Source organism: Corallococcus sp. 4LFB (assembly GCF_046520365.1).
Classification (GTDB): Bacteria; Myxococcota; Myxococcia; order Myxococcales; family Myxococcaceae; genus Corallococcus; species Corallococcus caeni.
This window is the reverse complement of record NZ_JBKGHJ010000260.1, coordinates 1-11,918: the sequence shown is the minus strand read 5'-3', so window position 1 is coordinate 11,918 and position 11,918 is coordinate 1. Positions and strand designations below refer to the sequence as shown.

The 11,918-nt window shown below is 70.7% G+C and carries 12 protein-coding genes and 1 pseudogene; 8 read left to right on the top strand and 5 right to left on the bottom strand.

Translation table 11 applies throughout. The annotated features are described in order from the left end of the window. The coding region (locus tag ACLEQD_RS25245; protein WP_410387446.1) for a HEAT repeat domain-containing protein at positions 1-1,224 on the bottom strand (1,224 nt) is incomplete at its 3' end. Positions 1,225-1,326: 102 nt separating this feature from the next. On the opposite strand from ACLEQD_RS25245, the gene ACLEQD_RS25240 reads away from it, so the two are divergent. From ACLEQD_RS25240 to rsmB, 4 genes are read left to right on the top strand one after another with little or no spacing between them, the layout of a single operon-like run. Next, positions 1,327-1,917: a signal protein gene (locus ACLEQD_RS25240; RefSeq protein WP_410387444.1), complete on the top strand. Its 591-nt coding sequence runs from the start codon at positions 1,327-1,329 to the stop codon at positions 1,915-1,917. A 33-nt stretch (positions 1,918-1,950) separates the two neighbouring features. Then, positions 1,951-2,889 (top strand): methionyl-tRNA formyltransferase, encoded by a 939-nt coding sequence (gene fmt / locus ACLEQD_RS25235; RefSeq protein WP_410387442.1) that lies wholly within the window; start codon positions 1,951-1,953, stop codon positions 2,887-2,889. A 49-nt stretch (positions 2,890-2,938) separates the two neighbouring features. Continuing rightward, complete coding sequence (locus ACLEQD_RS25230) at positions 2,939-3,850, top strand: type II 3-dehydroquinate dehydratase (protein ID WP_410387440.1); 912 nt, start codon at positions 2,939-2,941, stop codon at positions 3,848-3,850. 43 nt (positions 3,851-3,893) lie between these two features. Beyond that, positions 3,894-5,210: a 16S rRNA (cytosine(967)-C(5))-methyltransferase RsmB gene (rsmB, locus tag ACLEQD_RS25225; RefSeq protein ID WP_410387438.1), complete on the top strand. Its 1,317-nt coding sequence runs from the start codon at positions 3,894-3,896 to the stop codon at positions 5,208-5,210. 4 nt (positions 5,211-5,214) lie between these two features. Here rsmB and ACLEQD_RS25220 read toward each other — a convergent pair whose 3' ends face one another. Both ACLEQD_RS25220 and ACLEQD_RS25215 read right to left on the bottom strand, forming a co-directional pair. Then, positions 5,215-6,114: a LysR family transcriptional regulator gene (locus ACLEQD_RS25220; protein ID WP_338266287.1), complete on the bottom strand. Its 900-nt coding sequence runs from the start codon at positions 6,112-6,114 to the stop codon at positions 5,215-5,217. Between the two features lie 129 nt (positions 6,115-6,243). Then, a complete protein-coding gene (locus ACLEQD_RS25215) occupies positions 6,244-6,537 on the bottom strand; it encodes a hypothetical protein (RefSeq protein ID WP_410387436.1) in 294 nt (97 codons plus the stop codon). Positions 6,538-6,609: 72 nt separating this feature from the next. On the opposite strand from ACLEQD_RS25215, the gene ACLEQD_RS25210 reads away from it, so the two are divergent. Next, positions 6,610-7,719: an MJ1255/VC2487 family glycosyltransferase gene (locus tag ACLEQD_RS25210; protein WP_410387434.1), complete on the top strand. Its 1,110-nt coding sequence runs from the start codon at positions 6,610-6,612 to the stop codon at positions 7,717-7,719. Positions 7,720-7,768: 49 nt separating this feature from the next. Here the strand turns inward: ACLEQD_RS25210 and ACLEQD_RS25205 are convergent, their stop codons facing one another. Beyond that, positions 7,769-8,809, bottom strand: a complete 1,041-nt coding sequence (locus tag ACLEQD_RS25205) for an SDR family NAD(P)-dependent oxidoreductase (RefSeq protein ID WP_410387432.1) — start codon at positions 8,807-8,809, stop codon at positions 7,769-7,771. 38 nt (positions 8,810-8,847) lie between these two features. Then, the gene (locus ACLEQD_RS25200) at positions 8,848-9,357 is read right to left on the bottom strand and encodes a peroxiredoxin family protein (RefSeq protein ID WP_410387430.1); all 510 of its coding nucleotides are present in this window, start codon (positions 9,355-9,357) and stop codon (positions 8,848-8,850) included. Between the two features lie 164 nt (positions 9,358-9,521). Between ACLEQD_RS25200 and ACLEQD_RS25195 the strand changes: the two genes are divergently transcribed. The 3 genes and pseudogenes from ACLEQD_RS25195 to ACLEQD_RS25185 form a co-directional block, all read left to right on the top strand. After that, positions 9,522-10,655, top strand: a complete 1,134-nt coding sequence (locus tag ACLEQD_RS25195; protein WP_410387448.1) for an aminotransferase class I/II-fold pyridoxal phosphate-dependent enzyme — start codon at positions 9,522-9,524, stop codon at positions 10,653-10,655. A 158-nt stretch (positions 10,656-10,813) separates the two neighbouring features. Further along, a complete protein-coding gene (locus ACLEQD_RS25190) occupies positions 10,814-11,698 on the top strand; it encodes a hypothetical protein (RefSeq protein ID WP_410387428.1) in 885 nt (294 codons plus the stop codon). A gap of 39 nt (positions 11,699-11,737) precedes the next feature. Continuing rightward, positions 11,738-11,918, top strand: a pseudogene (locus ACLEQD_RS25185) (hypothetical protein); the annotation flags it as partial.

Genomic DNA, 11,918 nt, shown 5'->3' with positions numbered 1-11,918 from the left:
GGTCCGCGCGCTTCTTGCCAGCGCCGCCGGGTCGTTGCAGCCGTCCTCGCCCGTCTCCTTGCAGTCCGCCGCCGTGCGCGCCGGCTCCGCCGCCGCCAGCTTCGCGAGCACCGGCTGCTCGCGCGCATCCCCCAGCAGCGCGATGCCCTTCACCGCGATCTCCCGCGCGTACCAGTCCCCGGTGCCCGCCGCCTTCTCCAGCGCGGGGAGCGCGTCCCGGCTGCCCACCAGCGTCAGCGCCCGCACGTACGCATCCCGCACCGTGGGATCCGGCTCACCCACGAGCCCCGAGAGCGGCTTCACCGCCTCCGCCGCGCGCATCCGCCCGAGCGCATCCGCCGCCTGCATCCGCACCAGCGCTTGAATCCGCGGATCCGAGTGCGTGAACGACAGCTGCTTCAAGAGCGACGGCACCGCGCGCTTCTCCCGCAGGTCGCCCAGCACCTGCGCGGCCTTCATCGGATAGCTGGCCGGGTTCACGCCCTGCGCCTTCGCCCACGTGAGCAGCTCCGCGTCCTTGCCCTCCAGCACCGGCAGGAGCGCGTCCGCCGCGGGCGCGCCCAGCTGGAACAGCGCGAAGCTGCTCTCCACGTAGAACGACACGCCCCTGCGCTCCTTCGTCAGCGTGCGCATCAGCGCCGGCACCGCGCGCGGGTCCCCAATCTGCCCCAGCGCCTCGATGGCCTTCTTGTTGAGGAACGGCTCCGTGGCCTCGTCCGTGGCCAGCTGGATGAGCGGCTCCACCGCGGGCTTCGCCTTCATGGCGCCCAGCACCTGGATGGCCTCGATGCGCGTGTAGTTGTCCTTGCTGCGCAAGAGGGGCACCAGCGACGGCACCGCGCGCGTGTCTCCAATGCGCCCCAGCGCGCCCACCACCGCCTTGTTCACCTGCTGCGCGGACGTGTCCGCCGCCGCGGGGTCCAGCGCCGCCGTCAGCGGCTCCAGCGACGTCGGGTGGTGCAAATCCCCCAGCGCCCGGGCCACCGCCGCCTTCACCTCCGGCCGGCGCTCCGAGGACAGCCGCGCGTGCAGGAAGGGCAGGAACTGCTCGTTGATGTTGCCCGACGTGCGCATCGACTCAATCACTCGCACCCGGTCGTCGGGCCGCTTCGCCCCCTCCAGGCTGGACTGCCAGTACTCCGGCGTCTTGGGGTCCTCCTTCTTGCAACCTCCGAGGGCGAGGCAGGACACCGCCAGGGACAGGGCGACGAATGAGCGGGACATGGGGCTCCTTTGCGTCCGAACGACAGGCTTTCGTCGGGTGTAGACCTGTCCTGACGAAGGACGCAAACCTCCCCCACCTCCTGGGGTACGCTGGTCAACGACATGGCCCCTGCTGAAGACAGTCGTAACGCGTCGCGTCCGACCATCGTGCGCCGGACGTACCTGCTCGACCGGGAGTTCCAGCTCAAATACATCCTGCTGCTCACGGGGATGGGCGCCGGGAGCATGCTGCTGTTCGGCGTGCTCGCCCACCAGGTGCAGCGCATGGCGGCCGAAGGCGGGCTGTCAGGCGAGGAGACGCTCTGGTGGCTCACCGGCGTCGCCACGGTGGGCCTGGGCATCGCGCTCGGGTTGTTCGGGCTCCTCTTCACGCACCGTGTGGCGGGCCCCGTCCACGTGATGAGCCTCTACGTCGCGGCGCTGGCGGCGGGCCGCTACCCGCGCCTGCGCCCCCTGCGGCGCAAGGACGAGCTGCGCGCCTTCTTCGCGCGCTTCAGCGAAGCGGTGGACCGCATCCGCCAGCGCGAGGCGGACGAGGCGCTCGCGCTGGAGAAGGCGCTGGACGTCCTCAAGGACGTGGCCACCACGCCGGAGTCCCGCGAGGCCCTGGCCACGCTGGAGGCGCTGCGCACGCGCAAGCGCCAGGCGGTGGACCCCTCCGCGCCGCCCGCCACGTTCAAGTCCGTGGCCTGACCCCCTCCCTTTCTCCCAAGAGACTTCCCTCACATGAGCAGCCGACCCCGCATCGTCTTCATGGGCACGCCCGAGTTCGCCGTGGCCTCGCTGGAGGCCTGCTTCGACGTGGGCGACGTCGTGGCCGTCGTCACCCAGCCGGACAAGCCCAAGGGCCGGGGCAACGCCGTCACCGCGCCGCCCGTGAAGGAGCGCGCGCTCCAGAAGGGCATCCCCGTGCTCCAGCCGCAGAAGCTGCGCACGCCCCCGTTCTCCGAGGCGCTGCGCCAGTACGCCCCCGACGTCTGCGTGGTGACGGCGTACGGGAAAATCCTGCCCAAGGACCTGCTGGCGCTGCCCGCGAAGGGCTGCGTGAACGTGCACGCCTCGCTGCTGCCGCGCTTCCGGGGCGCCGCGCCCATCCAGTGGGCCATCGCGCACGGCGACAGTGAGACGGGCGTGTCCCTGATGGTGATGGACGAGGGACTGGACACCGGCCCGGTGCTGGCGATGAAGCGGCTGCCCATCGCGCCGGACGAGACGAGCGCCACGCTGCACGCGAAGCTGTCCGCGCTGGGCGGCGACGTGCTGCGCGAGTCCCTGCCGCGCTACCTCGACGGCGAGCTGACGCCCCGGCCCCAGCCGTCCGAGGGCATGGTGCTGGCGCCCATCATCGACAAGGAGAACGGGAAGCTGGACTTCACGAAGCCCGCGGTGGAGCTGGACCGGCGCCTGCGCGCCTTCACGCCGTGGCCCGGCGCGTACACGCTCTTGGCCGGCAAGGTCTTCAAGGTGCACCGGATGCAGCCGGCGGCGGGGAAGGGTGAGCCCGGGACGGTGCTGTCCGCGGGGCCGGAGGGCATCGAGGTCGCCTGCGGCGAGGGCTCGGTCGTCTTCCTGGAGGTCCAGCCGGAGGGCAAGCGGGTGATGCGCGCGGCGGACTTCCTCTCCGGAAACAGATTGCAGCCGGGCAGTCAGCCGTTCACGTCGTGAGCGCGCCCTCGAGCGCCATGTGGAATCCTTGCGTCATGGAGTCTCACGGATGGGCATGAAGCTGCTGGTGTTGCACGGGCCGAACCTCAACCTCCTGGGGGAGCGCGAGGACGTCGCGGGGGGCCGCCTGGCGGACCTGGACGCGGCCCTGCGCGCGAAGGCGAAGGACCTGGGGCTGGAGCTGACCATCGTCCAGTCCAACCACGAGGGCGTCCTCATCGACACGCTCCACGCCGAGCGCAAGAAGGTGGAGGGCATCCTCATCAACCCGGCGGGCTACTTCACGTCCTACGCGCTGAAGGAGGCGCTGGAGGCGGTGGGGCTGCCCGCCATCGAGGTGCTGCTCAAGCCGCCCGCGCGCGAGTCCGTGGTGGCCGAGGCGTGCGCCATGCAGGTGCTGGGGCTGCACGGCTTCGACCCGTACATCCAGGCCCTGGAGACCTTCGCGAGCGGCATCTTCCACCCCGCCATCCCCGGGCCGGTGAAGACGCTGGGCCGCCGCAGGAAGGGCGCCGGGCCGGAGGACGAGGGCCCCCGCCCGAAGCCCAAGCTGGTGGGCCGCGTGCACCCGCTCAAGAAGGACGACGCGCCGGGGCCCACGCCCCTGGCCGCGCCCGCGCGCTCGCTCAGGCGCACGGCGGAGGCCGGAGGCCCGCTGAAGACGCTGGGCCGCAAGTCCACGCCCACCGTCTTGAAGGGGGAGGGCAGGACGGGCAAGACGCTGGGCCGCGCGGCGAAGGCCGGGGCCACGCCCGCGTCGGACCTGCTCACGCGGGCGCTCGTGCGCCAGAAGATCGCGGACCGGCTGGCCGGACGCTCAGTGAAGCGGAGCTGGCCACCTGGGCCCGCGCGAAGTATCAGCAGGTCCACCGTGGTGCGCCGGCGGAGAGCGGCCACCGCGAGCTGCTGGAGGACAGCCTCCAGAGCCTCACCCTGTCCCATCTGCCCGCGACGCGGCTGACGGAGACGCAACTGGTGGACCTGATGACCCGGCTGGAAGAAGGATGAACGCCCGTATCCTCGCCATCAACATCCTGTCGCGCGTGCGCGCCACGGATGCCTACCTCAACGTGGTGCTGGACACGGTGCTGTCGGAGTCGCCGCCGAAGGACCCCCGCGACGCGGCGCTCGTCACCGAGCTGACGTACGGCACCACCCGCCGTCAGCTCGCGCTGGACTACGCCATCACCCGCTTCGCGGACCGCAAGCTGGACGCGCTGGAGGACAAGGTCCTGGCCGCCCTGCGCGTGGGCGCCTACCAGCTCTTCCACACCCGCGTGCCCGCGCGCGCCGCCGTGGCCGAAACGGTCCAGGCCCTCAAGGACGTGGGGCTCGGGCGCGCGGCGGGCTTCACCAACGCCATCCTGCGCAAGCTGTCGGAGCTGCCCTCGCCGCCGCTCCCCGCCCAGACGGACCCGGTGGAGTACCTGTCCGTGCGCGAGAGCCACCCGCGCTGGCTGGTGGAGCGGTGGATCCGCCAGTTCGGCCGCGAGCGCGCGGAAGGGATGCTCGTCGCCAACAACCTCCCGCCCGCCGTCGTCGTGCGCGCGAACACCTCCAAGGTGACGCGCGACGCGCTGCTCGCGCAGCTCCGGGACGTGGGCGTGGACGCGCGCGCCACGGACGCGTCGCCCGTGGGCATCATCCTGCCCTCCGTGGGCCGCGTGGAGGACGTGTACGGCTACTCCGAAGGGCTGTGGCAGGTGCAGGACGAGGCCGCGCAGCTCGTGGGCGTCTACGGCGCCATCCCGGAGTCCGCGCGCGTGCTGGACGCGTGCGCGGCGCCGGGCGGCAAGGCCTGCCACCAGGCGGAAGGCCACGACGTCGTCGCGGTGGACCTGCACGCCAACAAGCTGCGGAAGATTGACGCGGAGGCCCAGCGGCTGGGGCTGTCCGGCCGACTGAAGGCCTACGCGCACGACGCGTCCGAGCCGTTCCCGGAGAGCTGGGGCGAGTTCCACGCGGTGGTGGTGGACGCGCCGTGCTCGGGGTTGGGCACGCTGCGCCGGCACCCGGAGCTCCGGTACCGCCGCAAGGAGGAGGACGTGGCCCGGCTGGCCACGCTCCAGCGGCGCATCCTGGAGAACTGCCAGGAGGCGGTGCCGCCCGGGGGCCTGCTCGTCTACGCCGTCTGCACGCCGGAGCCGCAGGAGGGGCAGGACCAGGTGGACATGTTCCTGCGCAGCCACCCGGAGTGGACGGCCGAGCCGCCCGTGCTGCCCGGCCTCAAGCTGCCGCTCGCCCAGGCCTGGCTGCGCACGCTGCCCGGGCCGGAGGGCTACGACGGCTTCTTCGCGGCCCGGCTGCGCAAGCTCTACTGAGCCGTCAGTCCTCGTGCGGAATCAGGGCGGCCTGCTTGAAGGCCTCCAGCACCGCGGCGGACGCGCGGTCCAGGTACTTGCCCTTGCGGATGAGCAGGCCGATGGGGCGCGACACCGGCCCCTCCGCGAAGGGCTTCGCCACCAGCGAGCTGTTCTTGATCTCCGCGTGCGCCGTGGCGAGCGGGAGGATGGCCACGCCCAGGCCCATCTCCACCGCGCGCTTGATGGTCTCCACGTTGTCCATCTCCATCACGGGATTGATGTCGATGTTCTTCTCGCGGAACAGGCGGTCCAGCGCCTTGCGCGTGGGGGCCTCCCGGTCGAAGGCGATGAAGGGCACGCCCGACAGCGCGGTGATGCTCACCTTCGCCTTGCTGGCGAACGCGTGGTTGGGCGCGCAGACCACCGCCAGCTTGTCGTCGCGGAACGGCAGGATGTCCACGCCCGCGCGCGGCTGCGGATACGCCACGATGCCAATCTCCGCCGCGCCCAGAATCACGTCGTCGTAGACCTGATCATTGCGCCGGTAGTTCAGGCGCATGTTGACCTTGGGGTGCGTCTTGAGCAGCTGCTTCTGCACCGCGTTCAGCTCGTGCAGCCCCACCGAGTAGATGGTGGACACGGTGGTCGCGCCCTGGACCTCCGTGGCCTGCTCGCGGATCTCCTGCTCCACCTCCGCGAAGCGCGCCAATATCTCCTTGCAGCCCCGGAACAGGCGCTCGCCCGCCGGCGTGGGCGTCACCTGCCGCGCGCTGCGCGAGAGCAGCTTCTGCTCATAGCGGTTCTCCAGCGCGCGGATCTGCTGGCTCACCGCGGACTGGGTCACGTGATTGAGCTGCGCCGCGCGAGAGAACGAGCCCGTCTCGACCACGTCACAGAACATCTTCAACGATTCGAGCTGCATGGGCCGTCTCCTACCCTCAAACCTAATGGCCGGGCCAGTAGTAATTAGTTGACCTACCCCGCGCGCGAAAATGACCTACAGGGACACCGCGCCCGGCTGCTTGCGCGGCGCGGCGAAATCCTCGGGCTCTCAAGCGCTGGGATCATCAGGTTCCGGGGGGCGCGGGCGGGTGAGGGCGAAGAGGGCCGCGCCCAGGGCGACGAGCGCACCGCCGGAGAGCGTCTGCACGCGGCCCAGGTCGCGGTCCGTCTCCCGGGTGAGCTGGCATTCCTGCGCGGACAGGCCGGTGCAGTCCGCGGGGACGAACACGGCCTTCACGCCCAGGCCCAGCAGCCCCAGGCCGCCCAGCAGCAGGCCCGCCACCCCGCCGAGCGCCGCGGCGCGCAGGACGGAGGCACCCCGGGGCGTGGGCAGGGAGGTCATGACCCGGAGGCGTAGCACCGTCCCGGTCCGGAAGGGACAGGGGAGGGTGTCCCGGGCGTATGCTTCCGGACCATGCGAATCCTGTATGGGGTCGTCGGCGAAGGGATGGGCCACGCCACGCGCTCACGCGTGCTGCTGGAGGCGCTGACGAAGGAGCACGAGGTCCACATCGTGGTGTCCGGCCGGGCGCAGCACTACCTGGCCCAGCGCTTCCAGAACGTGCACGGCATCTGGGGGCTCACCATCGCCTACGAAGGCAACTCGGTGAAGAAGTGGCAGACGGTGCTGCAGAACCTGCAGGGCGCCGTGAAGGGCTGGCCGCAGAACGTGCGCCAGTACTTCGACCTGGTGGAGGGCTTCAAGCCGGACGTGGTGGTGAGCGACTTCGAGACGTTCAGCTACCTGTTCGCGAAGAACCACCGGTTGCCCGTCATCAGCGTGGACAACATGCAGATCATCAACCGCTGTCAGCACGACCCGGCGCTGCTCGCGGGCCACGAGGAGAGCTTCGAGGCCTCGCGCGCCATCGTGAAGGCGAAGCTGCCCGGGGCCTTCCACTACCTCACCACGACGTTCTTCTACCCGCCGGTGCGCAAGCGCCGCACCACGCTGGCGCCGTCCATCCTCCGGCCGGAGATCCTGGCGGCGAAGCCGGAGGCCGGTGAGCACCTGCTCGTGTACCAGACGGCGACGACGAACACGCACCTGCCGGAAATCCTCAAGCAGTCCGGCGTGCCGTGCCGCGTGTATGGCCTGCGCCGCGACCTGAAGGAGGACCTGGTGGACGGCAACCTCACCTACCGGCCCTTCAGCGAGGCGGGCTTCATCGACGACCTGCGCACCGCGCGCGCGGTGGTGGCGGGCGGCGGCTTCACGCTGATGAGCGAGGCCGTCTACCTGCACAAGCCGCTGCTCAGCATCCCCGTGGGAGGCCAGTTCGAGCAGGTGCTCAACGCCCTGTATCTGGAGCGGCTGGGCTACGGGATGTATGTGAAGGAATTGGGCCTGGACGCGCTCAAGACGTTCCTGGCCCGCGTGCCCGCCTGCGCGGAGGCCCTCAAGGGCTACGAGCAGGACGGGAACGTGAAGATGCTCGGCGCGCTCAACGACCAGCTGGCGCAGGCGTACGAGCACCGCGGCCACTGGCGCATGGAGCTGGCGGAGATGGACGGCAAGGCCTGAGGACCGCCGTCCACCGCGCTTCACCGAGCCTTCGGGGTGTCCCTGGCGGTCAGTGCAGGGACACCTCGTTCTCGTTGTTGCGCTCCGCCGCGCGGCGGCTCATCTCCGTCAACCAGGAGCGGGTGAGGGGCGTCTCGCTCTGACTGCCCTTGTAGCGCTCCGGGGTGCTGTCCTGGGGCAGCAGCCGGTTGACGGCGTCCAGCACGGCCGTGGTGAGGTTGGGCGCCAGGGCGCGGCCCACCGCCGCGAGCTTCGCGGGCATGCCCACCAGCGCCTCCGCGTCACCCCGGCGGCACGCCTCGATGATTTTTCGCGCCACGCGCTCGGCGCTCATCGACACGACCGCCATGGAGTTGCTCACGTGGAACCACGCGTACTCCTTCTCGTGGTCGCCCTTGAAGTTCGCGTTGCGCGGGCTGCCCGTGCGGATGAGGGACGGGCACGCCGTCGTCACGCGGATGCCGTCCTGGGCCAGCTCCACGCGCAGCCCGTCCGACAGGCCCACCAGCGCGAACTTGCTGGCGGAGTACGGCACCAGGTGCGGGATGCTCAGCTTGCCGCCCATGGAGGACACGTTGACGATGCGGCCCTCGCCGCGCGCCTTCATCGCCGGCACCACCGCGAGCGTCGTGTACAGCGGGCCCCACAGGTGGATGTCCACCGCCTCCTCGAAGTCCTCCAGCGCCATGGACTCCAGCGGGCCCACCATGATGACGCCCGCGTTGTTGATGAGCACGTCCACCGCGCCCCACTTCTCATGGACGGCGCCCACCATCGCGTCCACCTGCACCTGGTCGCGCACGTCGCAGCGCAGGGAGAGCACCTCCCCGCCCAGGCGCTCCAGGTCCGCGTGGGCCCGCTGGAGCGACTCGACGTCACGCCCGCAGATGGCCACGCGCGCGCCCTCCTTCAGCAGCATGCGCGCCATCACCAGCCCCAGGCCCCGGGAGCCGCCGGTGATGAGCACCGTCTTGTCCTTGAAGCTGAAGCGCGACCGGAGCGCGCGCGTCAGCCCCACGGCGGCCCCCACCCCGGCGGCGAGCGCGCCCAGGGAGAAGCCCTTTCGCTCGGTGTGTCGTCGGTCAGCCATGGTTGCGACTCTCCAGGGAAGGGGTGTGGGGCCGGGCGCTAGGGATTGGAGGCCGCGACCTGGTCTTCCTGCTCGCGGGACACCTCGCCGTGCAGCGCGGGCGGCTCCTGGCCGGGCAGCTTCTTGAGCTCCGCGCGCATGCGGCGCAGGGCGTCCTTGCCGCCAATGCGGTTCTTCAGCCTTCCATCCGTGCCGAAGAGGAGGAAGGCGGGGTGCTTGTCCACGCCGTAGGCCCTGGCCATGGAGCCGTCATCCATGGCGATGGGGTAGCGCAGGCCGTGCTCGCGCGCGAAGCCCTCCACCTTGTTGGTGTCCCGCAGCTCCGTCTCGGAGTGGGTGACGTCCACGCCAATGACCTTCAGGCCCTTGGGCCCGTAGTCGACGATCCACTGGTTCACGGCCTCGAACTGCGCGGCGCAGTCCGCGCAGTCCATGGTCCAGAAGTGCAGGAGGACGGGCAGTCCATCCAGCTCCGAGACGTGGACGGGGGCGTTCACCCACCCTCCATCCGGGTCCAGGAGCGTGAGCGGGATTTTCGTCGAGGCCATGCGGGCTCCCTATGGGAAGTGGAAAGCGCTTCAACGGGACGTGACTCAAGCTATGCATGCACCACCGGCTGCTCCCGGCGGCGCGCCCGTCCGCTCGCCTGTCCGGCAAGGTGTGGTGGCCCGCTCCACCCCCCGGTGGGCAGGCAGGCGGCATGGAGGACGTGATGCACATCCCCGACTTCGACCTGGAGCGGTACTTCGCGCGCTGGGAGTTCGCCGCGCCCTACCTGCTGTGCGCCTCCGACGTGGAGGGCTGGCGCATGGCGGACCTGCTGGCGCTCGCGTCGCCGGAGGACCGCGCCCGCTGGGACGGGTTGACGCTGGGCTACACGGAGACGGCCGGCCTGCCCGCGCTGCGCCAGGCCATCGCCGGGCTGTACCCGGGCCTGTCCTCCGAGGACGTCCTCACCTTCGCGGGCGCGCAGGAGGCCCTGTTCGTCACGATGAACGTCCTGCTGGGCCCCGGCACGCACGCCGTCGTCACCTGGCCGGGCTACCAGTCGCTGTACGAGGTGGGGCGCGCCACCGGCGCGGACGTGACGCTGCTGGGCTTGCGCGAGGCCGACGGCTGGGCGCTGGACCTGGACGCGCTCACCGCGGCGCTGCGCCCCGACACGCGCCTGGTCGTCGTGAACTTCCCGCACAACCCCACGGGCTCGCTGCCGGACCGCGCCACCTTCCAGAAGCTGTGCGCGCTGTGCGAATCCCGCGGCATCCACCTCTTCTCCGACGAGGTGTACCGCCTGCTGGAGTACGACGCGAACGACACGCTGCCGCCCGCCGCGTCGTGCTTCCCGAAGGGCGTGAGCCTGGGCGTGATGTCCAAGGCGTTCGGCCTGGCGGGGCTGCGCGTGGGCTGGCTCGCGACCCGCGACGTGGCGCTGCTGGCGCGCTGCCGCGCCTTCAAGGACTACACCTCGCTCTGCAACAGCGCCCCCAGCGAGCTCTTGTCCCTCATCGCCCTGCGCGCCCGCGAGCGCGTGCTGGAGCGCAGCCGCGGCCTGCTCACCGCGAACCTCGCGCTGCTGGATGCCTTCTTCGCGCGCCACGCGGACACCTTCCACTGGGTGCGTCCGCGCGCCGGCAGCGTGGCCTTCCCCCGTCTGCTGCGAAACATTCCGGTGGCTCGTTTCACTGAGTCACTGATTACCCGCGAGGGTGTCTTGCTGTTGCCGGGCGACGTGTATGGCTTTCCCGGCAATCACTTCCGGTTGGGGTTGGGACGCGCCAACCTGCCGGAAGCACTGGAGCGGCTGGAACGCTTCGTACGAGAGGACGGTCTGGACGCGCTGGCGTGACGTCAACGGCCAGCGCGCCGCGTCAGGATTTCCACTGACGACTGGACTTTCGGCTTATCGCGTTCGTCTGAAACAGCCCCTAGAGTGGTTGTCCCCTCGCCCGGCCTGGGGCCGTGCGGAAGCCCTCTCATCCCCCCGAGAGGCCAGGAGACACCCCGATGAAGATGCTGATTGGCGCGGCCGCGACCGCCGCGACGCTGTTGGTGGGTACCGAGGCCGCCGCGACGAACTACACGCTGTGGATCCACGGCCGGAACGGAAACACGACACAGGCGGGCAACTACGCGGACTTCAGCTACTGGGGGCCGTCCTCGGCCTCGGCGGGCGTGAACAAGAAGGCGGTCAACTGGAACGGCACGCAGCGCGTGGGCGCGGAGAACTACCGGATCCGCAACGCGCTGGACTGCTTCTGCACGGGCACGAACTGGTGCTACATCGCCACGCACAGCGCCGGTGACCTGCAGATCGGCTACGCGCTGTCGCTGTACGGCGGGAGCGCGCGGCAGAAGAAGAACGCCACGCCCAACGCCAACGGCGAGTGCGGCAACACGGACGGCTCCTCGCAGACGGGCTGGAACATCAAGTGGGTGGACGTGGCGTCCGGCGCGGGCGGCGGCAGCGAGCTGGCGGACCACGGTGACTGGGCGGTGAGCGAGCCCCTGGTGAGCGACCTGGTCACCACCACGGCGCGCGCCATGTACAACCACAACACCACGCGCAACGTGTGGTTCTACATGTTCGCCGGCGCCAAGGGCACGCTGTACTCCGGCATCCTCCCGGGCCAGGACGACGAGGCGGTGGCCTACCACTCCTCGGGCGGTGTGTCCGGCAGCGGCAACGGGTCCTACTGCAACCGGGGCGACTGGTTCTGCGGCGGCACGCTCAACACGGGCACGGCGGCGTGCAGCGACGGCCGGGCGAAGTGGAGCTTCCACACCGTGTCCCTGCGCGATGACGGCGAGTCCTACAACCACTACGCCAACGGCAACTGGGGCGGCATCGTCTCCAAGGTGCGCGAGGACGTCGCCACGTACGCGTACTAGGCTGACGGCTTCCCCCGCCCCCTCCGGCGAAGTCCGCTCATGACACGCGACGACGGTCCCGTCTCTTCCGCCTCCCGGCTGCGCCACGGCCGGTGGTTGCTTGCCCTCGTGCCCCTGGTGCTCGTGGGCGTGGCGTTCTTCTGGTGGCAGGGAAGCGAAGGGGCCGAAGCGCCGGAGGGCGCACCCGGGCCCGCGCCCGCCCCGGTGTCCGACCCCGTGA